The 26,305-nt window shown below is 72.9% G+C and carries 23 protein-coding genes and 1 pseudogene; 12 read left to right on the forward strand and 12 right to left on the reverse strand.

From position 1 onward, the window contains the following. The first annotated feature begins 32 nt into the window (after positions 1 to 32). The 3 genes from ctaD (at position 33) to QSK22_RS18185 (ending at position 3,280) form a co-directional block, all read left to right on the forward strand. Positions 33 to 1,712 carry an aa3-type cytochrome oxidase subunit I gene (ctaD, locus tag QSK22_RS18175; protein WP_285495401.1) on the forward strand — a complete coding sequence of 560 codons (1,680 nt, stop codon included), beginning with the start codon at positions 33 to 35 and terminating at the stop codon, positions 1,710 to 1,712. Between the two features lie 376 nt (positions 1,713 to 2,088). Further along, on the forward strand, positions 2,089 to 2,871 hold the full coding sequence (locus QSK22_RS18180; protein ID WP_285495402.1) for an acetate uptake transporter family protein: 783 nt from the start codon (positions 2,089 to 2,091) through the stop codon (positions 2,869 to 2,871). A gap of 223 nt (positions 2,872 to 3,094) precedes the next feature. After that, positions 3,095 to 3,280 carry a hypothetical protein gene (locus tag QSK22_RS18185; protein WP_285495403.1) on the forward strand — a complete coding sequence of 62 codons (186 nt, stop codon included), beginning with the start codon at positions 3,095 to 3,097 and terminating at the stop codon, positions 3,278 to 3,280. 22 nt (positions 3,281 to 3,302) lie between these two features. Here the strand turns inward: QSK22_RS18185 and QSK22_RS18190 are convergent, their stop codons facing one another. Then, the gene (locus QSK22_RS18190; RefSeq protein WP_285495404.1) at positions 3,303 to 4,301 is read right to left on the reverse strand and encodes a small ribosomal subunit Rsm22 family protein; all 999 of its coding nucleotides are present in this window, start codon (positions 4,299 to 4,301) and stop codon (positions 3,303 to 3,305) included. Between the two features lie 93 nt (positions 4,302 to 4,394). After that, positions 4,395 to 6,338, reverse strand: a complete 1,944-nt coding sequence (locus QSK22_RS18195) for a substrate-binding domain-containing protein (RefSeq protein ID WP_285495405.1) — start codon at positions 6,336 to 6,338, stop codon at positions 4,395 to 4,397. 198 nt (positions 6,339 to 6,536) lie between these two features. Between QSK22_RS18195 and QSK22_RS18200 the strand changes: the two genes are divergently transcribed. The 3 genes from QSK22_RS18200 (at position 6,537) to QSK22_RS18210 (ending at position 7,902) form a co-directional block, all read left to right on the forward strand. Next, positions 6,537 to 6,992 carry a luciferase domain-containing protein gene (locus QSK22_RS18200; protein WP_285495406.1) on the forward strand — a complete coding sequence of 152 codons (456 nt, stop codon included), beginning with the start codon at positions 6,537 to 6,539 and terminating at the stop codon, positions 6,990 to 6,992. A 96-nt stretch (positions 6,993 to 7,088) separates the two neighbouring features. Continuing rightward, positions 7,089 to 7,268, forward strand: a complete 180-nt coding sequence (locus QSK22_RS18205; RefSeq protein ID WP_285495407.1) for a hypothetical protein — start codon at positions 7,089 to 7,091, stop codon at positions 7,266 to 7,268. A gap of 214 nt (positions 7,269 to 7,482) precedes the next feature. Then, positions 7,483 to 7,902: a cold-shock protein gene (locus QSK22_RS18210; protein WP_285495409.1), complete on the forward strand. Its 420-nt coding sequence runs from the start codon at positions 7,483 to 7,485 to the stop codon at positions 7,900 to 7,902. Positions 7,903 to 8,161: 259 nt separating this feature from the next. Here QSK22_RS18210 and QSK22_RS18215 read toward each other — a convergent pair whose 3' ends face one another. Continuing rightward, entirely contained in the window at positions 8,162 to 8,722 is a 561-nt protein-coding gene (locus tag QSK22_RS18215; RefSeq protein WP_285495410.1) for a TetR/AcrR family transcriptional regulator, read from the reverse strand. A gap of 94 nt (positions 8,723 to 8,816) precedes the next feature. On the opposite strand from QSK22_RS18215, the gene QSK22_RS18220 reads away from it, so the two are divergent. From QSK22_RS18220 to aroF, 3 genes are all read left to right on the forward strand, one after another. Beyond that, entirely contained in the window at positions 8,817 to 9,749 is a 933-nt protein-coding gene (locus QSK22_RS18220) for a zinc-binding dehydrogenase (protein WP_285495411.1), read from the forward strand. A 52-nt stretch (positions 9,750 to 9,801) separates the two neighbouring features. Next, on the forward strand, positions 9,802 to 10,173 hold the full coding sequence (locus QSK22_RS18225) for a DoxX family protein (RefSeq protein ID WP_285495412.1): 372 nt from the start codon (positions 9,802 to 9,804) through the stop codon (positions 10,171 to 10,173). A gap of 425 nt (positions 10,174 to 10,598) precedes the next feature. Beyond that, positions 10,599 to 11,639 (forward strand): 3-deoxy-7-phosphoheptulonate synthase, encoded by a 1,041-nt coding sequence (aroF, locus tag QSK22_RS18230; protein WP_285495413.1) that lies wholly within the window; start codon positions 10,599 to 10,601, stop codon positions 11,637 to 11,639. A gap of 106 nt (positions 11,640 to 11,745) precedes the next feature. On the opposite strand, the gene QSK22_RS18235 is transcribed toward aroF, so the two are convergent. Further along, positions 11,746 to 12,606, reverse strand: coding sequence for an NAD-dependent protein deacetylase (locus tag QSK22_RS18235; RefSeq protein ID WP_285495414.1), 861 nt, complete (start codon positions 12,604 to 12,606; stop codon positions 11,746 to 11,748). A gap of 125 nt (positions 12,607 to 12,731) precedes the next feature. On the opposite strand from QSK22_RS18235, the gene QSK22_RS18240 reads away from it, so the two are divergent. Next, positions 12,732 to 13,457, forward strand: coding sequence for a FadR/GntR family transcriptional regulator (locus QSK22_RS18240; protein WP_285495415.1), 726 nt, complete (start codon positions 12,732 to 12,734; stop codon positions 13,455 to 13,457). 76 nt (positions 13,458 to 13,533) lie between these two features. Here the strand turns inward: QSK22_RS18240 and QSK22_RS18245 are convergent, their stop codons facing one another. From QSK22_RS18245 to QSK22_RS18270, 6 genes and pseudogenes are all read right to left on the reverse strand, one after another. After that, complete coding sequence (locus QSK22_RS18245) at positions 13,534 to 14,463, reverse strand: dihydrodipicolinate synthase family protein (RefSeq protein WP_285495572.1); 930 nt, start codon at positions 14,461 to 14,463, stop codon at positions 13,534 to 13,536. Then, a complete protein-coding gene (locus tag QSK22_RS18250) occupies positions 14,460 to 14,981 on the reverse strand; it encodes an oligopeptide/dipeptide ABC transporter ATP-binding protein (RefSeq protein ID WP_285495573.1) in 522 nt (173 codons plus the stop codon). Before QSK22_RS18250 ends, QSK22_RS18245 begins: the two co-directional genes overlap by 4 nt. Positions 14,982 to 15,087: 106 nt before the next feature. Then, positions 15,088 to 15,501: pseudogene (locus QSK22_RS18255) on the reverse strand (ATP-binding cassette domain-containing protein); the annotation flags it as partial. Continuing rightward, positions 15,498 to 17,486 (reverse strand): dipeptide/oligopeptide/nickel ABC transporter permease/ATP-binding protein, encoded by a 1,989-nt coding sequence (locus tag QSK22_RS18260; RefSeq protein WP_285495416.1) that lies wholly within the window; start codon positions 17,484 to 17,486, stop codon positions 15,498 to 15,500. The pseudogene QSK22_RS18255 and the gene QSK22_RS18260, both read right to left, overlap by 4 nt. After that, on the reverse strand, positions 17,483 to 18,442 hold the full coding sequence (locus QSK22_RS18265) for an ABC transporter permease (RefSeq protein WP_285495417.1): 960 nt from the start codon (positions 18,440 to 18,442) through the stop codon (positions 17,483 to 17,485). The genes QSK22_RS18260 and QSK22_RS18265 overlap by 4 nt, the downstream gene beginning before the upstream one ends. A 49-nt stretch (positions 18,443 to 18,491) precedes the next feature. Then, positions 18,492 to 20,111, reverse strand: coding sequence for an ABC transporter substrate-binding protein (locus QSK22_RS18270; protein WP_285495418.1), 1,620 nt, complete (start codon positions 20,109 to 20,111; stop codon positions 18,492 to 18,494). Between the two features lie 222 nt (positions 20,112 to 20,333). Here QSK22_RS18270 and QSK22_RS18275 point away from each other — a divergent pair, with 222 nt between their 5' ends. Further along, positions 20,334 to 22,208, forward strand: coding sequence for a sialidase family protein (locus tag QSK22_RS18275; RefSeq protein ID WP_285495419.1), 1,875 nt, complete (start codon positions 20,334 to 20,336; stop codon positions 22,206 to 22,208). Further along, on the forward strand, positions 22,205 to 24,190 hold the full coding sequence (locus QSK22_RS18280) for a beta-galactosidase (protein ID WP_285495421.1): 1,986 nt from the start codon (positions 22,205 to 22,207) through the stop codon (positions 24,188 to 24,190). The genes QSK22_RS18275 and QSK22_RS18280 overlap by 4 nt, the downstream gene beginning before the upstream one ends. An 88-nt stretch (positions 24,191 to 24,278) precedes the next feature. On the opposite strand, the gene QSK22_RS18285 is transcribed toward QSK22_RS18280, so the two are convergent. Beyond that, the gene (locus QSK22_RS18285) at positions 24,279 to 25,115 is read right to left on the reverse strand and encodes a CPBP family intramembrane glutamic endopeptidase (protein ID WP_285495422.1); all 837 of its coding nucleotides are present in this window, start codon (positions 25,113 to 25,115) and stop codon (positions 24,279 to 24,281) included. A 204-nt stretch (positions 25,116 to 25,319) separates the two neighbouring features. Then, positions 25,320 to 26,255 (reverse strand): NADP-dependent oxidoreductase, encoded by a 936-nt coding sequence (locus QSK22_RS18290; RefSeq protein ID WP_285495423.1) that lies wholly within the window; start codon positions 26,253 to 26,255, stop codon positions 25,320 to 25,322. Between the last annotated feature and the right edge of the window lie 50 nt (positions 26,256 to 26,305).

Here is a 26,305-nt window from a genome sequence, read left to right on the forward strand (position 1 = left end):
CCGGGCCGCCCATCGGACGAGCGAGGCACCCTGTGACCGACGTACGCGACCGGGCCGAGACCACGCCGCCGCCCGCCGCGCCCACCCCGCGCGGCCGGGTGGTGGACTGGCTGACCACCACCGACCACAAGAAGGTCGGCTACCTGTACCTCGTCGCCTCGTTCTGCTTCTTCCTGGTGGCCGGGCTGATGGCGATGCTGATCCGCGGGGAGCTGGTGCACCCCGGACTGCAGGTGACGCGCGCCGAGCAGTACAACCAGCTGGTCACCATGCACGGCACGATCATGATGTTCTTCTTCGCCACCCCGCTGTTCGCCGGGTTCGCCAACGTGATCATGCCGCTGCAGATCGGCTCGCCGGACGTGGCCTTCCCCCGGCTCAACGCGTTCAGCTTCTGGCTGTTCCTGTGCGGCGGGCTCATCGCCGTCGGCGGATTCGCGACCGCCCAGGGCGCCGCGAGCTTCGGCTGGTACGCCTACGCGCCGCTGACCCTGGACACCTACTCCCCCGAGACCGGCGGCGACCTGTGGATCGCCGGGCTGCTCATGTCCGGGGTCGGCACGATCCTGGGCGCGGTCAACTTCATCACCACCATCGCGGGGATGCGCGCGCCGGGCATGACCATGTTCCGGATGCCGATCTTCACCTGGAACGTGCTGTTCACCTCGATCCTGGTCATCCTGGCGTTCCCCGTGCTGGCGGCCGCGCTGGCCGCGCTGTGGACCGATCGCAACCTCGGCACGCACATCTACGACCCCGGGACCGGCGGCGCGCTGCTGTGGCAGCACCTGTTCTGGTTCTTCGGGCACCCGGAGGTCTACATCGTCGCGCTGCCGTTCTTCGGCATCCTCACCGAGGTCATCCCGGTCTTCGCCCGCAAGCCCCTGTTCGGCTACGTCGGCATGGTGTTCGCCAGCATCGCCATCACCGGCCTGTCGATGACGGTGTGGGCGCACCACATGTTCGTCACCGGGCGGGTACTGCTGCCGTTCTTCTCCTTCCTGACCTTCCTCATCGCCGTCCCCACCGGGATCAAGTTCTTCAACTGGACCGGCACGCTGTGGCGCGGGCAGCTGGATTTCAGGTCGCCGATGCTGTGGTCGATCGGGTTCCTGGTCACCTTCCTGTTCGGCGGCCTGACCGGGGTCATCCTCGGGTCGCCGCCGCTGGACTTCCAGCTCAACGACTCCTACTTCGTGGTGGCGCACTTCCACTACGTGCTGTTCGGCACCGTGGTGTTCGCGATGTTCGCCGGGTTCGCCTTCTGGTGGCCCAAGATGACGGGAAGGATGCTGGACGAACGGCTGTCGAAGATCCAGTTCTGGATGCTGTTCGTCGGCTTCCACACGACCTTCCTCGTCCAGCACTGGCTCGGAGCCGCAGGCATGCCGCGCCGCTACCCCGACTACGCCGACGAGTTCACCGCCCTCAACCTGGTCTCCTCGGCCGGGGCGGCGCTGCTGGGGCTGTCCATCCTGCTGTTCCTCTACAACGTCTGGCACACCGCCCGCAGGGCGCCGCGCGTCGACGCCGACGACCCGTGGGGCTACGGCAACTCGCTGGAATGGGCCACCTCCTGCCCGATTCCGCGGCACAACTTCGCGGCCATCCCCGCCATCCGCTCCGAACGTCCGGCCTTCGACCTGCACCACCCCCACCTCGGCCAGGGGAGGCTCCGCGCCCGCACCTCGCGCGAGCGCACCACCCCGTGACCAGCGCGGGCCGGTGGCCCACCGCGTTGCCCCGTCCCCGCGGCACGTCCGCGGCGGGACGGGAAAGGCCGCCGCGGTCGGCGTGATGCCGGATGCTCTCGGCGCGTGCGGATACGGCGATGACGCCAATCCCGGGTGTCGCCTGATAAAAGGAGCGCAAGGCACTTTGCTTTACTTGTTCTTGGGAATACGTGACGTTTTCATGGTTGACCTGTCATTGCCTATCAGTCGCCGCTGATCGGGCCTCGTGTAGAGGGGGCGCAGGAGCTCGGAAGGCGGGGCCGGGGAGAGGGGAGCGGGCGGCGTGCGGCAGGTTTATCGGGGCGTTCTTCGGATAAACCGAAAATGCCCTGCATCTCCGATTAGAGGAGGGGCCATGACACATGAGAGAGAACCCGCTCGCCATGGCGTACCGGTCGGCGAACGCCGCGCGCCGGAGGAGTTCACCGAGGAGCACGCCGTCTGGGAGGACCGCACCCGCGTCTTCCTGCAGCCGGTGGCGGCCCCCTCCATCCTGGGACTGTTCGGCCTCGCCGCCGCCCTGATGATGGTGGGCGCCTGGATGGCGGGCTGGTACGGCACCAACCTGACGCCCCTGGTCCTGTTCCCGTTCGTGCTCATGTTCGGCGGGCTCGCGCAGTTGCTCGCCGGAATGTGGTCCTACCGGGCGCGCGACGGCATCGCCACCGCCGTGCACGGCACCTGGGGCGCGTTCTGGCTGGGGTTCGGCCTGCTGTACATGCTCGCCGCCATGGGCTCCTACCCCGCGGTGCTGACCCCCGTGATCGGCTCGGCCAACGCCCCCTTCGGGTTCTGGTTCGTGGCCCTCTGCGTGATCACCGGGCTGACCGCGCTGGCGGCGCTCGGCCGCAACATGGGGATGGCGGCGCTGCTGATCGTGCTGTCGGTGGGGGCCGCGTTCACCGCGGCCGGCTTCTGGTCCGGCGCCGCCTGGCCGGTGCGCATCGGCGGCTGGCTGTTCGTCATCTCCTCCGCCCTCGCCCTGTACGCGGCGGCGGCCATGCTGATGGAGGACACCTTCGGCAGGACGATCCTCCCGATGGGCAAGGTCCGCGCCGCGGCCGGCCTCACCGGCCGCCGGCCTCACCGGCCGCTGGAGTACCCCTACGGCCAGCCGGGAGTCAGGATCGGGCAGTGATCCGCCTGCCGGACCAGGCGGGAGCCCTCGCCGCCGCCGGCCGGCCCTCGGGGCCGCGGGTGCCGGCCGACCGGGACGGGGCTCCCGCCGACCGCCGGCAGGCCCCGGCCTGACTCGCGCCCGCAAGGCCCCGCGGGCCGGACGCCAAGCCGGGGTCAAAGGCTCCTCTATTCGTGCCATACCCTTGGGTTTTGTCCCGAGCACGGCATCTGACGGAGGAGCGATGTCAATCGCGGCACGATACTGGCGGCGGATGGTCCGCGCCTACCATCTCGCCTGCGCCCGCGACGACGCCGCGGCGCACGGCGTCTCGGTTCCGAGCGGGGTGTGGGTCTGCCACGTCTGCGAGCTTCCCGTGCTGAAGATGACCACGCTGGTGCGGCACGTGCGCGCCGAGCACGTCCTCTGATCGGGACGCCCGGACGGGCCGGTCAGCTTCGGTCCTGCGGCACCGGCGGCCAGGCATCTCCCCACTCGGCCTTGCGGGCCGCCCGGTAGACCTCGCCGTGCCGCTTGGTGACCGTGGCGTCCATCATCCCGTCCGCGTCCGTGCACAGCCGCAGCGACACCAGGCCCTTGCGCTGGACGGGGCGCCGCACGACCCGCCCGGCGGCCCGCGACCTGCCGCCCCTGGCCGCCGCGACATAGCAGAACTTCTCGTCCTCGAACCCCAGGGTGCCGACCTTGATCCTGCGGTGCAGGGCCGTCCTGTTCAGCCGTTCGGCGAAATGGCACCAGTCCTCGCCCCGGGGGATGGGGCAGGCGCGGTCGTGCGGGCACGGCGCCACCACCGACAGCCCCAGCTCGACGAGCAGGCCGCGGGCCTCCACGATGCGCTCGTAGCCCGCGGGGGTGCCCGGCTCGACCAGGACGACCAGCTCGCTTCCGGCCGCCAGCGAGCGCACCGCGTCCGCCCGCACCTGCGGCGGCAGCTCGCCGAGCACGTACGCCATGGTGACCAGGTCGGCGTCGGGCTTGCGCACCGGCCCGGCGATCACCGTCCGCCGCCAGCGCGCGTCCCGCACCGCGGGCGAGTCCGCCCGCTCGGCCAGCCGCCGCCCGAAGGAGATCGCCTCGGGCGCCTGCTCCAGCGCGGTGGTCTCCTCCAGGGACGGCCACACCTCGGCGGCGGCCCAGACCGCCGCCCCGGTGCCTGCGCCGACGTCCACATGCGTGCGGGGGGAGAAACCGGGCATCAGCTCCGCGCTGCGCTCCAGCGCGGCGACCACTGCGGCGTAGGTGGCGGGCATCCGGTACGCGGCGTACGCGGCCACGTCGGCTGCGGAGCCGAGCACCATGCGCCGGGCGGGGTCGAACCCGTCGCGGTACCGGTGGATGAGCTTGCGGACCGACCTGCTCAACGCCGCCGAGTCGGCCCCGCGCAGAGCCTCGTCCAGTGCGGCGGTCAGGTCGCCGGGCAGCTCGGCCATGCGCGTGATGATGCCAGCCGCCCGGCGGCGCTGTCGAACCGCTCGAAGGCCGTGTCCCGCCGGAGAACCGGGAGGTCGTCCGCTGTGCCGCGCTCAGGTCGCCTGGCACGGCGCGGACACGAGCGTGTCCCGCGAGACGCAGGGGGTGGCGCCCGCCTGCTGGAGGAGCCTGCGCGCCTGGTCGCTCGCCATGAACGTCAGGAACGCCGAGGCGGGGCTGCGGTTCGGCGGCGCCCCGTAGGTGTAGAAGACCTCGGGCGCGACGAACGGGTAGCGGTTCGCCGCGGCGGAGGCGGCGTCCGCCCTCCGGCCGTCCAAGGCGAGGATCCGCACGTTCGGATAGCGGCGGGTGTCGGCGGCGACGTGCAACTCGGCATAGCCGATCGCGCCGGGCAGCCGGTTGACGGTCTCCAGCACCTGGCCCTGGCTGCTGCGCTCGCAGCGGATCACCCGGGCGGCCGCGCGGATCTCGTCCTTGCGGTGGCAGTCGCGGGACGACAGCTCCGGCTCCGGCTGCCGCAGCACCTGCTCCTCGAAGATCGTCCGGGTGCCCGAGCCCTCGGTCCGGCTGACCATGCGGATCGGCACGTCGGCCCCGCCCCGGAACCGGTTCCAGCTGGTCGGGCCGTCGTCGCTGTAGATGGACCGCAGCTTGGACACGGTCAGGCCGGTCACGTTCGCGTCCTTGTGAACGACGACGGCGAAGGCGACCAGCGTGACCGGGAAGCCGCGGAACCCGCGCGTGCGGATCTCGTCGGAGTCGGGTTTGAGGTGCCCGTCGTGCATGGCGATCGTCGAGGCCGCGTTCTCGGGGGTCAGCGCGCGCACCCCCTCGTTGGAGCCGATGGCCTCCACCTCGATCCGCGCGTCCTCGCACAGGGCCTCATAGCCTCGGCGGATCGTGTCGGCCGTCTTCTCGAAGGCGGTGGAGCCCACCAGGTGCAGCGTGCCGCTGAAGCAGAAGGAACGCTCCACCGCGTCGCCGCCCGCGCCCATGGCCCGCCCGGCTCCGACACCGCCCGCGAACAGCAGCGCGGCGACGGCCGCCGTCAGCGACCGCCGCTCGCGCGGGTCCCACCACCGGCGGCCGGGCCGCGCGCCCCCGGCCGGCGGCGGGGCCGGCGGCGGGGCCGGCGGCGGGGCGGGCAGCGGATCCGGCCGGCTCTCCGCCGCAGCCAGGCGGGCGCGCAGGTCCTGCGCCTCGGCCTCGGCGGCGGCCAGTCGGCGCCGCAGGTCGGCCGCCTCGGCGCGGGCGCGGGCCAGGTCGTCCGGCGGTGCCACGTGCCGGAGCCGCTCGTAGGCCTCGACCCAGCGCGCCACCTCCGCCTCGGGCAGCCCGCACGCCATCGCGAAGTAGCCGACCCGGACGCGTTCCCGGTCGCTGGTGGTGCGCCAGCGGTCCTTCTGCAGCATCGCGCTGATCGTGGCGTCCGGCAGCGTGCCCCACGAACGCTTTTCGATCTCCGACTGCCGGGGCGAGCCAGCCCACTCCCGCAGCCCCGCCAGCAGCCGGTAGAAGTCCCGGATGTCGCCGGCCGTCGCCGGATCGGGCAGCTCGCGGACGCCGCCGAACGTCGGCATGGCCCACGGCTCGAACGTCACGGGGTGCCGCGAGACCAGCCGCCGCCACGGGGTCTTCGGCCGGTGGCTCTCGACCAGCCTGGCGGGCTTGCCGTTGCGGTTGCGCTCGAACGCGGCGCGCAGGTCGTCGCCCCGCTCCTGCCACATCGCCTGCTCGGCCGCCGCCCACCGCTCGCGCACCGCCGCCACGTCGCCGCCCTCGACGCCCGCCGCGGCCAGGCACGCGCTGACGACCTCCCACGACGCCAGCTCGCCGTCCCCGGCCAGCACCGCTCGGACCGTCTCCTCCAGCAGCCCCGTGCGCCGCGCCAGCGAGGTGGGGTCGGCCCCGCCCAGACGGTCGACCAGATCACGGGTGAAGTCCGCCTTCCGGTCGAGATAGGAGTCCAACGCCCGCGCTCCGTCCATCTCCCGCGTCGCCCCGTACAGGCGCCCCTCACGGGGGCGGCCCTCCATGATGCGGTCCGGACCGGGGACGGATCATGGAGTTGTTCGGATGTTCGCGTTCTCGTCCCCTTTTGTACGAACATCGGTCCCGTCCAGGAAGCTTCCCGGAGGTGCCGCGGGCTTCCGGGAAGTTACCAGGAACCCGTGGAACCCACTAGGACATGGGACGATCCGCCATCCGGCCGGCCGATCCGCCACGCTGAGGGCATGAGCCGAGGACTCAGCCACCGCTCCGTTTCGTACGCCGATCTGGCGATGGCCCGATTCCGGAACTGGCCGCTCAGGGTGTGCCGCGCCGACTGCCCGCCCGGCCGCGCGCTGGCCCTGCGGGGCCTGCAGATCGTCCACTTCCACCACCGGGACCTGGCGGAGGTGTTCCTCACCCGGCGGGTCATCCACCGTCTCAGCGCGACCCTCGCCGCCTCCGGCCGCGTGGACCTGTGCCCGGACGGCGACTGGGTCCAGGTGCACCTCGACACCGACGGCGACCTGTTCCTCCTGGAGTCCCTGGTCAGCCTGGCCATCCAGGCCAACGGCGACCCCGTCGTCCGCCCGCTGCACCGCACGTCCCCCGACTGCCCGCACGCGAGCTCAGCCGCCCGGCGCATGCAGCGGCCGCGGCGGCCTGCGCTCGTCCTCCACGGCACGCGCCCGGCCTCCTGACGCCTGCGGCCGGGCGCCCGGCGGGCGGGCGGTTCGATCAGGGCGAACGCCTTGCAATACTGTTGCATCAACTGTCAGGGCGGCGATGGAGGACGCGTGTTCCGCAGAGAACCTCTGGAGGTGCGCATCGCCCGGCGTCAGGCGGAGCTGCCGCCGCGCAGGGACAAGCGCAGCCAGTTCGACCAGCCCGCCGCCAAGGTCCTGCTCGTCCTGCTGGCGACCGTGACCGTCATCGGGCACGTCGTCGGCGGCATCCTGTTCGCGTTCCTCTTCTGAACCCCCCCACAGAAAACCGGTCGGACGGTCCAGGCAAGCCCTTGCTCTCCGCGCCGTGACCGCGACGCGTCGGCCCTGTCCGCCCCGCCGCCGGCCTCCGGGTGACATGCTGGAGGCGGGCGGGCGTCCCGACGGAGGAGAGGCCGGCCGGCGGCGGCGTGGGCGGCCGGTCAGCGGCCGCCCGGCGGCCACGTGTTGTTGGTGGGAGGTTTCAGTGGCGAGGTCTGGAAAGATCATCAGGTTCGATGACGCCCGCGGCTACGGGTTCATCGCGCCCGACGGCGGTGGCGAGGACGTCTTCGTCCATGCCAACGAGCTGCTTGAGGACAAGGCCCTGTTCACCCCCGGCACCGCGGTGACCTTCGAGGTCACCGAGGGAGAGCGGGGGTTGAAGGCGTTCGCCGTGCAGACCGTCGAACGTCCGGCGCCGACCCGGGTGCCTGCGCCGTTCGGCGGGTCCCGCGAGCACGACGCGGACGACGACGTGTGCGACGTGCTGTCCATCGCCGAGATCACGCACGAGATCACCGAGGCGCTGCTCGCCGGTGCGGCGACGCTGACCGGCCAGCAGATCCTGCAGGTGCGCCGTGTCATGACCGATCTGGCGGTCAAGCACGGCTGGGCGGAGGGCTGATCCCCTCCGCGCATGGCCGGGCCCTTTCGACGACCTGAGGGCGCCCGGCCGCCTCCCCCTGCCCGCACGGCCCCATGACGTGAGGCCCGTGCCAGGGGCTGATTCCGGTGGCCGGAGGCCGTCTGCCGGCGATTGCGAGTGGAGTCCGCGCGCGGGGCAGACGACTGCGCCGAACTGACACCGCCGCGGCGGAGCAGGCGGCGAGCACGCCCGGCCTCCGCCCTGGCCGCACGGTGCCGCGCCGACCGGGGCGGCGGGCTCAGTCGGCCGGGCGGCCGATCATGACGGGGAGGATCTCCTCGCGCATCCGCGTCTCGTCGGGCGGGACGCCGTGCAGCATCAGGTGCAGGAGCACCAGCGCCTGCCCCGCGTCGGCCCGCGCCTGCAGGTCGGGCACCGGGCCGATCACCCGGCGCAGGCGCTCGCGGGTGGCCGCCCGGACGGGCTCGACCTTGGCCTCGCGGACGGCGGCCGCCAGCTCGGAGCCGGGATCGGTCAGCAGGACCGCCAGCAGCGGTGCGCCGCGGTGGCCGAGCCCCTCGGCGAGGTTCACCAGACCGGTCAGCAGGTCCGCCACCGGATCGTCGGTGGGCTCCACCTCGCGCGCCGCGGCCGCTGCCCGCAGCGCGTCGACCACCAGGGCGTACTTGTTCGGCCAGCGCCGGTAGAGGGAGCCGAGCCCGACCCCGGCGTTGCGGGCGACGTCGGCGACGCGCAGGCCGTCGTACCCGCGGGTGTCGAGCAGGGCCAGCGTCTCGCGCAGCACCGCCTGGTCGACGGCGGGGTCGCGGGGGCGGCCGCGGGACTTGTGCTCGCTCACCCGGCCAGTTTAACGGAAACGTTGACTTCCGTATTTCGCGGCGCTATAACGGAAACCGTCGTTACCGAAACTAGTTCGAGAACGGAGCGCCGCCATGCGCGTCGTCATCACCGATCCCGCGGCGACCCCGCGCCTGCACCTGTCCGAGGCGCCGCGGCCCGCACCCGCGCCCGACCAAGCCTTGATCAAGGTCGAGGCGTTCTCCCTGAACGCAGGGGAGATCCGCCGGGCGATGGAGGCGACCGACGCCTACGTGCCCGGATGGGACTTCGCCGGCGTGGTCGAGCAGGCCGCGAGCGACGGCAGCACGCCGCCCGCGGGGACCCGGGTCTACGGGTTCCTTCCGCAGGGCTCCTGGGCCGAGTACGTCACCGCCTCCGCATCCATGATCGCTGAGATCCCCGACGGCGTCGGCGCCGTCGAGGCGGCGGCCCTGCCCGTCGCCGCCGTCACCGCGCTGGCCTCCCTGCAGTCGGCGGGGCCGCTGCTGGGGCGCCGGGTGCTGGTCACCGGTGCCGCCGGCGGCGTGGGCCGGTACGCCTGCCGGCTGGCCGACCTCGCCGGGGCGCGGGTGTTCGCCGTCAGCCGCCGCCCCGACCTGCCCAAGCGGCTCCGCGAGGACGGCATCGCCGCGCCGACCGTGTTCACCACCATGGCCGAGGCGCGCCAGGCCGGCGGCTACGACGTCATCCTCGACGGCGTCGGCGGTGACTTCCTCGCCACCGCCCTGGCCGCGCTGGCACCGAACGGCGTCTGCGTCAGCTTCGGCAACGGAAGCGGCCGGCCCGCCGCCTTCGACCCCGTCGACTTCTACCGCACGCCCGGGGCGCGCCTGCAGGGCCTGTGGCTCGGCAACTTCATGACCGCGGACTGCTCGCCGATGCTCAGGCTGCTCGTCGGGCTCGTCGCCGAAGGCCGGCTGCGCCCGCCGGTCGACGACGTCCTGCCGTGGACCGACATCGCCGACGCCGCCGAACGGCTCGTCGGCCAGAGCGTGGACGGCAAGATCGTCCTGACGGTCCGATGACCGCGCCCGCCCTGTCGCCGCCCGTGTCCCGCCGAGCGCGACTCCGTCCGGCATGAACGTCCTGCTGTGGAACCTGCAGGCCGTGCTCGCCGCGGTGTTCCTGCGCGCCGGTGCCATGAAGGCCTTCCGGCGAAACGGCGAGCTCGTCCGGCGCCTGCCCGCGCTGCAGGGCTTCTCGCCCGCGACCCTGCGGTTCACCGGGGCGGCCGAACTGGCCGCCGTCGCGGGCCTGCTCCTGCCGGGTGCACTGGGCGTCGCCACCGTGCTGACACCGCTGGCGGCCACCGGCCTCGCCGTCGTCATGCTGCTCGCGGCGACCGTCCACGCCGGCCGCCGGGAACCGCCGGGCGTCGCCCTCACCGCCGTCCTGCTGATCATGTCCGTCGCGGTGGCCTGGGGCCGTTTCGGGCCGTATCCGTTGTGACCGCCGCCGCGCGAGAAGGCTCCCCGGATTCGCGGCCGACGGGCCGTCAACGCCTTTTCTCGATGGAAAGACGAGGCGGCCTGCTCCTTCCCGTCGGTGCAATGTCCGGGGAGTGCTCGCGTTTCCCGCGATACCCGGCTTCGCCGGTGTCCAACTGCAGCAACACGCGGTTGGACGAAACGGCGGCGCACGCCGTTAGAGTGGGTTGGCCGAACCGGACGACGATGTCATGACGGAGGTGTCCGATGCGTATTCGGTCGGCAGAACACGGTGAGTTATTCGCCGGCGATATGGAAAGGGCGGTGAAACGCCCGCGAAGCTTCCACGGCGGCGGTGGCGGCACCGCCCGGTCCCTGGACGCGGCGGCGGGCCGCCCGCGGGCGGCCGGCCCGGCGGGCCGGGGCTGAGCGGAGGGAGCAGGCGCCATGGTCGTTGTCATGTCTCCCGACGCCACCGAGGCGGATCTGGAGCGGGTGGTCGAGATCGTCCGGGCGTCGGGGGCGCAGGCCTTCGTCAGCCGCGGTGTCTCCCGCACCATCGTCGGCGTGGTCGGCGACCACACCCGGATCGGCATGCTGAGCCTGCGCAACCGGCGCGGAGTGGCCGACGTGGTCCGCATCTCGGCCGAGTACAAGCTCGTCAGCAGGGAGCACCACCCCGAACGGTCGGTCATCGAGGTCGGCGGCGTGCCCATCGGCCCCGGCTTCCTGACCGTGATCGCGGGCCCGTGCGCGGTGGAGACCCCCGAGCAGACCCTGCAGGCGGCGCAGATGGCGAAGGCGGCGGGCGCGAGCCTGCTGCGCGGCGGCGCGTACAAGCCGCGCACCTCCCCGTACGCCTTCCAGGGCCTCGGCGCGGAGGGGCTGAAGATCCTGGCGGATGTGCGCGCGGAGACCGGCATGCCGGTGGTGACCGAGGTGGTCGACGCCCACGACGTCGAGCTGGTCGCCGAATACGCCGACATGCTGCAGATCGGCACCCGCAACATGCAGAACTTCTCCCTGCTGCGGGCGGTGGGCGCGGCGTCCAGGCCGGTCCTGCTCAAGCGCGGCATGAGCGCCACCATCAAGGAGTGGCTGATGGCCGCCGAGTACATCGCCCAGCGCGGCAACCTCGACATCGTGCTGTGCGAACGCGGCATCCGCACCTTCGAGACGGCCACCCGCAACACCCTCGACGTCAGCGCGGTCCCGGTCGTGCACCGGCTGTCGCACCTGCCCGTCATCGTCGACCCGTCCCACTCGGGCGGGCGCCGCGACCTGGTCCTGCCGCTCGCCCGCGCGGCCGTCGCCGCCGGCGCCGACGGGCTCATCATCGACGTCCATCCCGATCCCTCGATCGCCCTGTGCGACGGCGACCAGGCGCTCTGCGGCGACGACGTGGAGAAGGTCGCGGAGCTGACGGAGAGCCTGGGCGTGCTGATGGGCCGCGTCCCCGCCACCGGCCTGGCGGCGACCCGGGAGTGACCGCCGCGCGGGTGTCCGGCCGCGCCGAGCGGCGCACCGGGCACCCGTGCGGGCCGGTCCGGCGGCGCGGCGCCGGGGCGCCATCGCCCGGTCGGACGGCGGGGCGTCAGAGCGCGGCGGCCAGAGCGGTCAGCGTCGGGCCGAGCGGGGCGTCCAGCGTGAGGAAGGCGTGGGCGTCGCCGCGGGTCGGCCCCCGGTTGACGATCGCCACCGGAATGCCGTGCCGGTGGGCGCGGCGGACGAACCGCAGGCCGGACATGACCGCCAGCGACGAGCCGAGCACCAGCAGCAGCCCCGCCCGCCCGGTCAGCTCGTAGCACTCGCGGACCCGGTCCGGCGGCACGTTCTCGCCGAAGAACACCACGTCGGGCTTGAGCACGCCGCCGCAGTCGGCGCAGTCCACCACGCGGAACGCGCGGATCTGCTCGTCCGCCAGCACGGCGTCGCCGTCGGGGTTGATCGCGTCGACCCGGGCGTCCCAGCCGGGGTTGGCCGCGAGCAGGCGCTCGTCCAGCAGCCGCCGGGGCGTGCGGCGGCCGCATCGCAGGCACACCACCCGGTCCAGGCCGCCGTGCAGCTCGATCACGTCGCGCGCCCCGCCGGCCTGGTGCAGGCCGTCGACGTTCTGGGTGATGATTCCGGCGATCAGGCCCCGGCGCTGCAGCTCGGCGACCGCGCGGTGGCCGGCGTTCGGCCGGGCGCCGGCGATGTGCCGCCAGCCCAGGAAGCTGCGCGCCCAGTACCGCTGCCGCGCCTCGGCGCTGCCGGTGAACGTCTGGTACGTCATCGGGGTGGCCCGCCGCCGACGCCCGGTCTCCCCGCGGTAGTCCGGGATGCCGGACTCGGTGGACAGCCCCGCCCCGCTCAGCACCACCACGTCGCCGTCGGCGACGTAATCGGCCAGCACCGCCAGGCGGCCGGAGACGTCCGGCGCGGGGGCGAGGTCTTCCGCAACGGCCTGAGTCATCCCTCCATGGTGCACGACGGGGCGGCGTGCCGTTACGGGCGCTCACCCGGCCCCGCCGACGGGCATTTCCCACGCCGAGTCGGAACATCCGACGTTGGATGTCCTATGTCAAGTACGATGGATGCATGACGGAGAGGCCGGGGCGGCGCGTTCTCGCCCGGCGCACGGGAGAGCTGCTCCAGCAGGAGATCATGCAGTTGATCCTCGACCGGGGCCTGCGCTCGGGCGATCCGCTGCCGACCGAGAACGACCTGATGGACGACCTGGGGGTCAGCCGCAATTCGGTGCGCGAGGCGCTGAAGGCGCTGCGGGCGCTCGACATCGTCGAGGTCAGGCACGGGCACGGGACGTACGTGGGCAAGCTGTCGCTCACGCCGCTGGCGGACGGGCTCACCTTCCGCACCCTGCAGGGCTCGGAGAACGACGTGCGGGCCCTCGGCGAGATCCTGGAGGTGCGGGAGGCGCTGGAGGCCGGCCTGATCCGGCGGGTGGCGGCCACCATCCCCGACGAGGACCTCGCCGCGCTCGACGCCGCCGTGCGCAAGATGGACGCCAAGGCGCGCGCGGGCGAGCCGTTCCCCGACGAGGACCGCGAGTTCCACGAGCTGCTCTACCGGTCGCTCGGCAACACCCTCGTCCCGCAGCTGCTGCGGGTGTTCTGGAACGTCTTCGACCGGGTCGCCCAGGTCCGCGGCTGGAACCACGACCCCTCGCCGATCGGCACGGTGCGCCGGCACCGGGCGATCGTGACGGCGCTGCGGCGGCACGACGTGGAGGGGGCCGAGCAGGCCCTGGCCCGCCACTTCCGCAACATCGACAGCCGGGTGGAGAAGGCCGCGCGCCGCCGCTGACCCGCGCCGCCACCGGCCCGCGGCGGCGCCGACCTGCGGCGGCGTTGACCTGCGGCGGGGCGCGGCCGCGCCGGTGTCACAGGAGCCCGGCCCCGGACAGGTACTCGGCCACCCGCGCGGTCTCCTCGTCGTTGAGGGGGATCTGCGGAGGCGCGGTCGTGGGGTGGTCGATGACACCCCGCAGATGCAGCGCCGCCTTGAAGGCGCCCAGCGCCGACGAGCCGCCGCCCATCCGCCCCCGGGCGACCTTGACCAGGTCGTAGAGGCGGAACAGGCGTTCCTGCTCGTTGCGGGCCGCGGCCCAGTCGCCCTTGGCGGCGGCCTGGAAGAGCCGCGTGTAGCCGTGCGGGTCGATGTTGCCCAGGCCGGGCACGACGCCGTCCGCGCCCATCCACAGCGCGGTGTCCACGGTGAGCTCCGACCCGGTGAGCACCGAGAACGATGTGATGCCGCGGTCGCGGCGGCCCAGCAGCACCTCGCGCAGCGCGGCCTCGTTGCCGCTGGAGTCCTTGATGCCGGCGAGCACGCCCTCGGTGGCCAGGTCCAGCACCAGGCCGGCGTCCAGCTTGGTGTGCACGGAGACCGGCAGGTCATAGGCGTAGACGGGCACGCCCGCGCGGTCGGCGATCGTCCGGAAGTGCACGGCGATCTCGGCGGGGGAGGTGAGCGTGTAGAACGGGGCGGTGGCGACGAGGCCGTCGGCGCCCGCGGCCACCGCCGTGCGGACGTGGTCCAGGACGCGCGGCGTGGTCATGTCGATGACACCGGCCAGGACCGGGACCCGCCCGGCGACATGGCCGATGACGGTGTCGAGCACGGTGCGGCGATGCCCGTCGGGCAGGAAGGCGGCCTCCGAGGAGCTGCCCAGGACGAACAGGCCGTCGACGCCGCCGTCCAGCAAATGGTCCACCAGGCGCGTGAGGGAGGCGGTATCGACCTCGTGGGCGGGGGTGAGAGGCGTGCACACCGGGGGGATGACGCCGGACGCCGCGGTGGCGATGGTCATGAACGCTCCTGTGCTTGGTCGATCAGTTCGAGGTCGGTCGCGCCCTTGGGCACCGGGTGGTGGCAGCGGAAGAGGTGGCCCCCGTCGCGGTGCGGGGCGGGCATCTCGGCGGCGCACGCGTCGTCGGCCCGCCAGCACCGGGTGCGGAACGGGCAGCCGGACGGCGGCCGGGTCGCCGACGGCACCGGCCCCTCCAGCGGGATCGGGTCGATGGGCGACAGCAGGCCGGGCGCGGCGGAGAACAGCGCCCGCGTGTAGGGGTGCCGGGCGCGGGCGGGCACCGCGTCCGCCGCGGCCTCCTCCACGATCCGCCCGAGGTACATGGTGACGACCCGGTCGCTCATCCGGCGCACCGTCTTGATGTCGTGGGAGACGAACACCATGGCCAGCCCCAGCCGGCTGCGCAGGTCCAGCAGCAGGTTGAGGATCTGCGCGCGGACGGAGACGTCCAGGGCGCTGGTGGGCTCGTCGGCCACCAGCAGGCGGGGGCGCAGCGCGAGCGCGCGGGCGATCGCCACCCGCTGGCGCTGGCCCCCGGAGATCTGGCTCGGCAGCAGGTCGGCGGGTGGCGGGCAGGCCGACCAGGGAGAGCAGTTCGCGGACGCGGTCGTCGCGTTCGCGCGGGGTGCCCCGGCCGTGCACGTCGAGCGGGTCGCGCAGCACCGTGCGGACGGGCAGGCGGCGGTTGAGCGCGGTGGCAGGGTCCTGGAAGACCATGCCGATGTCCGACCCGATCGCGGCGCGGCGCTCCCGGGCGGGCATGGACCAGATGTCGCGGCCGTCGAAGCGGACCGTGCCCGCGGTGGGCCGCTCCAGACCGACCAGGACCCTGGCCAGGGTGGACTTGCCGCATCCGGACTCGCCGACGACGCCCACGGTCTCGCCCGGCGCGACGGCGAGGTCCACCCCGGTGAGGGCGTGGACGCGGTCGCGGGAGAGCAGGCCGCCCGAGCGCGCCCGGTACAGCACGTGGACGTCGGCGAGTTCGGCGAGCGGCCCGGCGTCGGGCCGCTCGGGGAGTCCCTGGCGGGCGGTCATCGCGGCTCCTTAGGGGCGGCGGGCGCGGCCACGGGCTCCTGGGCGGACCCGGCGGGATGGTGGCAGGCCACCGCGTGGTCCGTGCCGCGGTCGCGCAGGACGGGCTCGTCGGTCCAGCACACGTCCGTGGCCATCGCGCAGCGGTCGGCGAAGCGGCAGCCGCGGGGGAATGCGGCGGGGGAGGGCACCACGCCGGGGATCTGGGCGAGGCGTTCTTCGCCGGCCTCCAGCGACAGCACCGAGCCCAGCAGACCGCGGGCGTAGTGGTGGGCGGGCGCGCCGACCACGGCGGGGGTGGCGCCGGTCTCCACGATCCGCCCGCCGTACATCACCATGACCCGGTCGGTCACGTCCGCCACCAGCGCCAGGTCGTGCGAGACCAGGACCAGCGCGAAGCCCAGTTCCGCGCGCAGCCGCAGCAGCAGCCCGATGACCTGGGCCTGGACGGTCACGTCCAGCGCGGTGGTCGGCTCGTCGGCGATGATCAGCTTGGGGTCGCGGGACAGCGCCATCGCGATCAGCACCCGCTGCCGCTGCCCGCCCGACAGCTCGTGCGGGTAGGCGCGCAGGGTCCGCGCCGGATCCAGGCCCACCAGCTCCAGCAGCTGGGCCGGGGTCCGCCGGCCGCCGCGCCGGACGAGCTGCTTGAGTTGCGCCCGCACGGTCATCGCCGGGTTCAGCGAGGACAGCGCGTCCTGGTACACCATCGCCATCTCGTGGCCGAGCAGCCTGCGCCGCGCCGACCAGGGCAGGGCGAGCAGGTCGCGCCCGGCGAAGACGATCTCGCCCACGACGCGCGCCCGGCGCGGCTGCAGCCCCATGACCGTGAGCGCGGTGAGCGACTTGCCGCTGCCGGACTCGCCGACCAGGCCGAGCACCTCGCCGGGGCGGACGTCGAAGCTCACCCCGTCGACGATGTTCACGGCGTCGTCCGCATCGTCGTGGCGGCCCGGGATCGACACGGTCAGGTTCCGCACGCTCAGCACCGGGTCGCCCTCGGGCAGCGGGCGGGCGCGTTCGGCGAGACGGCGCGCCGCTTCCCGCAGACCGGCCGGCGGCACGTCCTCGCCCCGGTCGGGGACGGGTGCGGGCCGCCGGTCCGCCTCCGGCTCGGCGGCGGGGGCGTCCCGGCGTTCGGCGGGGGCGGCCCAGGCGTCGGAGATGCCCTCGGCCAGGACGTTGAGCGCCAGCACCGTGACCAGGATGAGCAGGCCGGGGAACAGGGTGGCCCACCAGCCGCCCACCAGGACCATGTTCCGGCCGTCGGCGATGACGTTCCCCCAGGACGGGTCCGGCGGCCGCACGCCCGCGCCGATGAACGACAGCGACGCCTCGAACACGATCGCGTCGGCGACCATCACCGTGCAGAACACCAGGATCGGCGCGGCGCAGTTCACCGCCACGTGCCTGATGAGGATGTGCGGGGCGCGGGCGCCGATGACGCGTTCGGCGGCGACGTAGTCCTCGCCGTACTGGGCCAGCACGTTCGCGCGCACCACCCGCGCCACCGACGGCATGTTCAGAAACGCGATCGTCGCCACCAGCACCGGGACGCTGCCGCCGAACACGGCCACCAGCACGGCGGCCAGGGCGATGCCGGGGAAGGCCATGATGACGTCGAGCGTGCGCATGGCCGTCTCGTCCACCCACCTGCGGGACGTCGCGGCGACGGCGCCGACCACCGAGCCGGCCGCCAGTGCCAGCGCCGTCGCGGCCAGACCGATGATCAGCGACCAGCGGGCCCCGTACAGCAGCCGGGTGAAGATGTCGCGGTTGGCGCTGTCCAGGCCCATCCAGTGCCGGGCGCTGGGGCCGCCGCCGACGGCCTCCTGGGTGTAGGGGGAGTGCGGGGTCAGCAGCGGGGCGAGGACGGCGGCCGCGGCGATCACCACGACGATGCCGAGCGCGATCCAGGAGGCCGTGTTCAGCCGCCGGAACGCGACGTCGCCCCGGGACAGCCGCCTGGCGAGGCCGCGGCGCATCATGAGGCGCTCCTGAGACGGGGGTTGACCAGCAGGTAGAGGATGTCGATGACGAGGTTCAGCACGACGAAGCCGGTCGCGATGGTCAGCACCACGCCCTGCACCACGGCGGGGTCGCCGTTGCGCACCCCGTTGATCATCAGTTGCCCCATGCCGGGCAGCGCGAAGATCGTCTCGATGACCACCGCGCCGCCGAGCAGGTAGCCGACCCGCAGGCCCAGCACGGTCAGCGGGGTGATCAGCGCGTTGCGCAGCACGTTGCGTCCGACCACGGCGATCGGCGGCAGCCCGCTGCCGATGGCGGTGCGCACGTAGTCCCGGTCGAGCTCCTCGACCATCGAGGTGCGGATGACGCGGGTCAGGTAGGCGGCCACGGGCAGCGACAGCGCGAACGCCGGCAGGGTCAGCGAACGCAGCCAGCCGCCGACGCCGTCGGCCGGGTTGATGTAGCCGCCGGTCGGAAACCAGCCGAGATCGACCGCCAGGTACTGGATCATCAGCAGCGCCAGCCAGAACGCCGGCGCGGCCACCCCGAACAGCGACACCAGCCGGATCGCCTGGTCGGGCCAGCGGTCCCGAAACAGCGCCGCGGTGACGCCGAGCAGCAGCGACAGCACCACCGCGATGAGCACCCCGTACAGGGTGAGCTGGAGCGTCAGCGGCAGCGCGGTGAGCACCGAGTCGCGCACCGGCGCCTTGGTGAGCACGCTGGTGCCCATGTCGCCCCGGACCAGGTCGCCCACGAACCGCGCGTAGCGCACTGGCAGCGGATCGAGCAGGCCGTTCTGCTCCTGGAACGCGCGGATCTGCTCCTGCGTGGGGTTGGCCCCCTGGAAGTAGGCGTACTCCGGCTTGCTGTCGGAGAACCGCATCACGATGAACACCAGCAGGCTGACGCCCAGCAGCAGCGGTATCAGCAGCAGCGTGCGCTGCACGAGCATGCGGACGACGATCGCCACCGCGCACCCCCTCGGACCTCGAAGACAGCAGGGATCGGGGATGGGGCCGTCACAGCCGGCGCGCCTGCAGCAGGTTGACGCCCGGGTACGCCTGGGCCCGCACCCCGGTGATCTTCTTGGGGTCCCAGGCGGTCATCAGCTCGGTGTGCACCACCGGGTAGAGCACGGCCTGCTCGGCGATGATGTCGATGTAGGCGCGGGTGAGCGCCAGCTTCTTGGCCGGGTCGGGTTCGCGGGTGGCCGCGTCCATCTTGGCGAACAGGTCCTTGGCCTCGGCGGTGCCGTCCCATCCGGTGTACTTCATCCAGGTGCCGCCGGAGGTGTAGTTGTAGCGCATGATCAGGTCGGCGTCGAGGCCGAACTGGTTGGGGTTCGAGGCGGCCGCCACCACCTGGTAGGACTGCGACTGGTCCATCTTGGTGAACAGCGCGCTGGTGTCCTGCGGCTCCAGCGTGGTGCGGACGCCGATCGCCGACCACGAGTTGGCGATCGTGGGCAGGCACTCGGTGATCCAGCTCAGGTTGACCGCCATCAGCTTGACGGCCAGGTTCGTCACCCCGGCCTCGGCGAGCAGCGCCCTGGCCTTGGCCGGGTCGTAGGAGTAGACGGTCTTGGCGCGGGCGTACGAGGGGTGCTGCTCGTTGAGGAAGCTGGTCGCCGGGGTGCCGTGGCCCTTCAGCCCCACGTTGATCATCGTCTTGGTGTCGATGGCGTACAGCAGCGCCTGGCGCACCCGGACGTCGTCGAACGGCTTCTGCTTGGTGTTGAACATCAGGAACATGTGGTTCATGCCCTTGCCGCCCTCGACCCGCAGCCCGGCGCGGCGCAGCTGGTCGATGTTGGCGAACGGCACGTTGTCGGCGATCTGCGCCTCGGCGGCGCTGCCGGAGATCTTGGCGACCCGGGCCGGCGCCTCCACGATCGACAGCCAGTTCATCTTCTTGACCAGCGGCTTGCGCGGCCCGTTGTAGTCGGGGAACGCCTCGAAGGAGGTGTTGGACTTGGGGTTGTGCGCGGTCATCCGGAACGGGCCCGAGCCGACCGCCTTGCCCTTGGCCGCCGCGTCCCAGCCGCCCGGCGCGCCGAACACGTGCCGCGGCATGATCTTGGCGATGGTCAGCCGGGGCAGCGCGTCCGGGAAGGGGAACTTCAGCACCAGCTCGACGGCGTTGTCGCCGGCTCGGCGGACCTCCTTCAGCCAGGTGGCGAAGAAGGAGTAGGTCAGCCGCTTGGCCTTGTCGTCCAGGATGGCCTCGAAGGTGAACAGCACGTCGTCCACGGTGACGGGCTTGCCGTCGTGCCACTTGGCGCCGGGCCGCAGCTCGAACCGCCAGGTGGTCGCGGAGGTGTCGGCGGGCAGCGCGGTGGCCAGCGCCGGATAGGGCGCGCGGGTGATCGGGTCGGTGTCGACCAGGCCCTCGTAGATGTGGTTGTTGGCCGCCATCGAGAACGCCGACGCGGTCATGGTCGGGTCCCAGCTCTGGTCGTTGCCGTAACCGATCACCGCGGTGATCAGGTCTTTGTCCTTGCCGGCGCCGCTCGACCCGGTCGAGGCCGGGCCGCCGCACGCCGACAGCGTCGCGGTGACGGCCGCGGCGGCGCCGAGCGTTCCGGTGTAGCGCAGAAAGTCCCGGCGGCCGAGGTCGGGCGTGGGGTCCGACGGGCTCACGATGCCTCCTGGGGGTGGGCGGGCGGATGCGGAGTCTCATCCTTCGGACAAGGGACATCGGACGTCCTACGTCTTGGGATTGTGAGGCTAGGGTCGGTTTCTCCGCCCGGTCAAGGGCCCGGCGGCGTCCGATCCGACCACGATTCGGCTCTTGCCGGATGAGATGTAGGACGTCCAACATGGGATGTCCCGGACGCTCCTCGACCACCCCGGAGGGCACCCATGACGTCCGCGACCGCGAGGGCGATGCTCGCCGTCTCGCTGCTGGGCGCGCTCGCCGCCGCCCCGGCGCCGCACGCCGCCGCCTCGGCGGCCCGCCCGTACATCGACGAGCAGGTCCTGTTCGAACAGGGGGACTTCGGTTACGCCTGCTTCCGCATCCCGGCGGTCGTCCGCGCAACGGACGGCACCGTCCTCGCCTTCGCCGAGGGACGCGTCGCCGACTGCGGCGACGACGGCGACATCGACCTGGTACTGCGCCGCTCGTCCGACGGCGGACGCACCTGGGGCCCGCTCCAGGTGGTCTCCGAGGGCAACGGCTCCACCCACGGCAACCCGGTGCCGATCGTCGACCGGCGGCACCCCGGACGCGTCGTCCTGGTGAGCACCCACAACGGGCCCGACCCCTGCCCCGACGGCTGCGACCGCGACCCGTACGTGCAGATCAGCGACGACAACGGCGCCACCTGGTCGGCGCTCCGCGAGATGACCGAGGGCAAACGGCCCGAGTGGAACTTCTGGTACGCCACGGGCCCGATGCACGGCATCCAGCTCACCCGCGGCCCGCACGCCGGACGGCTCGTCGTCGGCGCCAACTACGAAAGCTACGACCGCGCCGGCGGCCCGCACGTCTACGGAACCCACCTGCTCTACAGCGACGACGGCGGCCTGACCTGGCACGTCGGCGCCCAGAGCGCCTTCGACGACGGCACGGTGATCGCCCAGGAGGTCACCGTCGTCGAACGCACCGACGGGAAGATCTACGCGCTCGCCCGCGAACGCGGCACCGCCCCCGGGCACCGCGCCTACGCGGTGAGCAGCGACGGCGGCGAGACGTTCGACCGCCCCTTCCGCACCCTCGACCTGCCCATGCCGGACGTGCAGGCGTCCACGCTGCGCCTGCACGCCCGCGACGAGGGCGACGCCACCAACCGCATCCTGGTGTCGTCCCCGGCGCACCCCGTGGCGCGGGAGGTCATGGCGGTACGCTCCTCCTACGACGAGGGCCGCACCTGGCAGCCCTGGACCAAGGGCAAGGTCTTCTGGTGGGGCCCGTCGGCCTACTCCGACATGGTGAAACTCGGCGACGACGAGATCGGCCTCTACTACGAGGCGGGCACCTCCTCGCCCTACGAGACCATCCGCTGGGCCCGCTTCAACGAGGCCTACCTGGCCACCCCCAACGGCACCCCGCCCGGCATCCCCGGCCCGCCCGCCCCCGGCCCCAAGACCCCGGACTCCTCGCCCAACCGCAACGACGCCTACGTCAGGGGCGGAGCGTCCACGGCACCGGGCCGCTTCGGCAACGGCCTGGCCCTCGACGGCGTGGACGACCGCGTCGAGGTGCCGTTCGACCGGTCCATCGACGTCGGCGGCGGCGACTTCACCATGACGACCTGGTTCCGCTACACCGACACCACCGGGTCGCACGCCCTCCTGTGGGCCTACCGGACCGGCAGCGGCACCACCCCGCAGGTGTGGCTGCGCGCCGAACCCGCCGCAGGCCGCATCCGCGCGCTGATCATGGTGGACCGGTTCAACATCACCGTACAGTCGGCGGGCGCCTACAACGACGGGCAGTGGCACCATGCCGCCCTGCGCCGGGCCGACGGACGCCTCGGCCTGTGGATCGACGGCACCGAGGTCGCCTCGGCCGAGGTCCCGCCCGGCTCGGTCACCGAGGGCAAGGAGTTCGGCGTGGACGGCATCCACATCGGGCAGCGCCTCGACGGCGCCGACCGGTTCCACGGCACCATCGACGACGTGCGCGTCTACCGGCGCGCGCTGTCACCGGCGGAACTGGAGCGGGTCCGGGCGGGCGAACGGACGCCGGCGTCCCGGCTCGGCCTGTGGCTGCGCATGGAGGACATCACATGACGATCATGTTCGGCGGCGACTACAACCCCGAGCAGTGGCCGCCCTCCGTCTGGGCCGAGGACATGAAGCTGATGGCCGAGGCCGGCGTCACGCTGGTCACGGTGGGCGTGTTCGCCTGGGCGAGCGTCGAACCGCGGCCCGGCGAGTACGACTTCGGCTGGTTCGACCGGGTCATGGACAACCTGGCCGACCACGGCATCGGCGCCTGCCTGGCCACCATGACCGCGTCCCCGCCGCCCTGGCTGTCGCGACTGCACCCCGAGGTGCTGCCCGTCCGCGCCGACGGCACCAGACTGTGGCCGGGCGCGCGCCAGCACTACTGCCCGTCCAGCCCCGTCTACCGCGAGCACGCCCGCCGCCTCGCCGAGCAGGTGGCGCGCCGCTACGCCGGCCATCCCGCGCTGCGGCTCTGGCACATCGGCAACGAGTACGGCTGCCACGTCCGCCAGTGCTACTGCGAGGTGTCGGCCGCCGACTTCCGGCGCTGGCTGCGCGACCGCTACGGCGACATCGACGCGCTCAACCGGGCCTGGTCCACGGCGTTCTGGTCGCAGCGCTACGACGACTGGGAGGAGATCAACCCGCCCCGCACCACGCCCACGTTCGTGAACCCGGCGCACCGGCTGGACTTCGAACGGTTCAGCGACGACGCGATCCTCGCCTGCTACCTGAGCGAACGCGACGCCGTTCGCAGGCACTCGCCGGACGTGCCGGTCACCACCAACTTCACCGGCCTGGTGCACAAGCCGATCGACTCCTTCCGGTGGGCCGCCGAACAGGACGTCGTCAGCCTCGACAGCTACCCCGACCCCTACGACCCCCGCGCGCACGTCGACGCCGCGTTCGCCTACGACCTGGTCCGCTCCGCGGGCTCGGGCCGGCCGTGGCTGCTGATGGAGAACGCGCCGAGCGCGGTCAACTGGCGTCCGCGCAACGCCCCCAAACCGCCCGGCCTCATGCGCCTGTGGTGCTGGCAGGCCGTCGCGCAGGGCGCCGACGCCGTGCTGTTCTTCCAGTGGCGCCAGGCCGCCGGCGGCGCCGAGAAGTTCCACTCCGCGATGGTCCCGCACGGCGGCCCCGGCACCCGCACCCACCGGGAGGTCCGCGCCCTGGGCGCCGAACTGGCGGCCGTCCCCGAGCTCGCGGGCACCCGCGTCCGCGCCGACGTGGCGATCCTGCACGACTGGGACAGCTGGCGCGCCGTCGAAGGCGACGCCCACCCCGCCCCCATCGACCTGCTGGACGCCCACCGCGCCCACTACGCGCCCCTCTTCGACGCCCACGTGACCTGCGACGTCGTCCCGCCGACCGCCGACCTGACGGCGTACCGGCTGGTGGTCGTCCCCAACCTGTACCTGATGACCGGCGACGTCGGCGCCCGCCTCACCCGGTACGTCGCAGGCGGCGGGCACCTGCTCGTGTCGTTCTTCTCCGGCATCGTGGACGAGTCCGAACGCGTCCACCCGGGCGGCTATCCGGCGCCCCTGCGCGAGGTGCTCGGCCTGCACGTCGAGGAGTTCTGGCCTCTGGACGGGCCCACGCACATCGACATGGGCGGCGAACGCCACGAGGCCGCCCTGTGGTCCGAGTGGATCGACGTGGAGGGCGCCCGGCCCGTCGCCACCTTCACCGAGGGGCCGCTCGCCGGCCGCCCGGCCGTCACCCGGCACGCATACGGCGACGGCGTCGCCTGGTACCTGGCCACCCGCCCCGCCCCGGCGGCCATGCGTCGGCTCATGGACCGCGCCCGCGCGGACGCCGGTGTCCGCCCCGTCCTGCCCGGCCTGCCCCCGGGTGTCCAGGCCGTCGTGCGTCACGGCCCGGAGCACCGCTACCTGTTCCTGCTCAACCACGGCGCCGAGCCCGCCTCCGTCCGCCTCACGGAACCCGCCCCCGACCTTCTGGCAGACCCGGCCGAGCCCGTCGAGACCGTCGAACTGGCACCCCGCGCCGTCGCGGTCCTGCGCCACCCCCGGCACTGATCAGCGGCTCGCCCAGCGCCCCCAGCCTGGGCGGTGTCCGGCTTGTCGAACACCGCCCAGGCGCCGTCGTCCACGGGAAACCACGGGGTCAGACCTGCTGCAGCCCGGCGGCCGCGGCGGGGGCGGTGCGGCGGCGGAGGGGCACCAGGTTGCCGCGCCGACGGGCCAGCCACAGGAACACGACCGTCGCCAGCGCGCAGAACAGGATCGAGTAGACGCTGCCCTCCGGGCCGAAATCCCCGCCGCTGATCAGCTTCGGGCCGGACGTCGCGGCGTCCAGCAGCCCCTGCGAGGTGCCGTTGCCGGAGACCTCGGTGCTGAAGATGCCGGCCTCGGCGAAGTTCCAGCCGAAGTGCAGGCCGATCGGCAGCCACAGGTTGCGGGTGGCGGCGTAGGCGGCGGCGAGCATGCCGCCCGCCTCGATCGCGATGGCGATCGCGCCCCACAGGCTGGCGTGCGGGTTGGTCAGGTGCGACAGGCCGAACAGCACAGCGGTCAGCGCCAACGAGATCCACGTGCCGATGCGCTCCTCGATGATCCGGAACAGGACGCCGCGGAAGATCAGCTCCTCGGTCACGGCGGCGGCGGCCATGAAGCCGAACAACCCCACCGCGCCCGTCGGCGACCCCAGCCCGTCCACCTTGTAGTGGCCGAGGAAGGCGATGTTGGCGATGACGGCCCCGAACAGCGCGACCCCGATCAGGACTCCGACGCCCAGCGCGCCTCCGGCCCCCTTCCGGGCCACTTCCGCGACCGGGCGGCGCTCGGTCCGCCGCACCACCCATCCGTAGACCAGCAACGCGAGCACGGCCGTCACAAGGCCGGTGGCCAGCTCAAGCCACGGATTGCCCTCCACGGCGGCGAAGCACTGGCTGCCGGCCATCGCGACCACCACGACGGCCAGGAGCTGCCAGACCAGTCTCATGAGCATCCCCTCTCCGGATTCCGCGACCGGAGTGCCGCGGCTTGAGGGAACGCTACGGAGTCGAAGGCCCTCGAATCGTCACCGTCCGGTGGACATTTGCAAGTAGCTCGTACGGGGGACAGCCCGCGCGCGACGTGGCCATGATCGGCTGACCGCCCTTCCGTCCGAGCGGCCCCCTGTCAACACCCTTGACCCGACCTGTTGTCACGGGACGGGCTCGTGTTCGTCGGCGACCTTGATGATCGTTTTTCCGGGCGTGCGGCGGTGGCGGGCGAACGCGGAGGGTGTCTCGGAGAGCGGTCGCACGGCGCCGATGATGGGGTTGAGGCGTCCGGCCCGCAGACACCGGGCGAGCTCGGCCAGCCGGGCGCGGTCGGGTTCGACGACGAAGAAGACGGCTCGCCCGTCCTTGGGCTGCACGGTGGGCGGCATGGCGACGGAGACGACGCTGCCGCCCGGGCGCACCAGCTCCGTCGATCGCACGAGGACGTCGCCGCCGATGACGTCGAACACCACGTCCACCTCGCCGGCGCGCCGCGGATCGTCGGCGTCCAGATCGATGAAGGCCTGCGCGCCGAGGCCGAGCACGACATCGCGGTCCTCGGCCCGGCCGGTGCCGATCACGCGGGCGCCCGCAGCTCGCGCGAGCTGGACGGCGATCGAGCCGACGCCGCCCGCGGCGCCGTGGACGAGAACGGTCTGCCCGGTCGTGAGGCGGGCGTGGTCGAACAGTCCCTGCCATGCGGTCAGCCCGGAGATGGGCAGCGCGGCGGCGACGGTGTGGTCGATGTCGGCGGGGAGGGGAGCCAGGTTGCGGGCCTCCACCGCGGTGTATTCGGCCAGGGAACCGTTGCGGGCCCAGTCGGCCAGTCCGAACACCCGCTGGCCCTCGGTGAGGCCGGTGGTTCCATAGCCCAGTTCGACCACGACTCCGGACAGCTCGTGCCCGGGAATGCTGGGCGTCCGGTCGCGGCCCGTGCGATCGCACCACGTGCTCGGCCAGTCGAGTTCTCCGGGAGTGAAGCCCGCGGCGTGCACGCGCACGACGACGTCGTTCTCCGCCGCATGGGGGTAGGGCATGTCGCACAAGGTGAGCCCGCCGACACCGGCGTCACGGTCTCGCACGGTGATCGCTTGCATGCTCGATTCCTTTCAAGAACGCGGGCGCGGTCCGCTCGGGCCTGCGTCAT

The sequence above is a fragment of the Actinomadura sp. NBRC 104425 genome (assembly GCF_030269545.1).
GTDB lineage: Bacteria > Actinomycetota > Actinomycetes > Streptosporangiales > Streptosporangiaceae > Spirillospora > Spirillospora keratinilytica.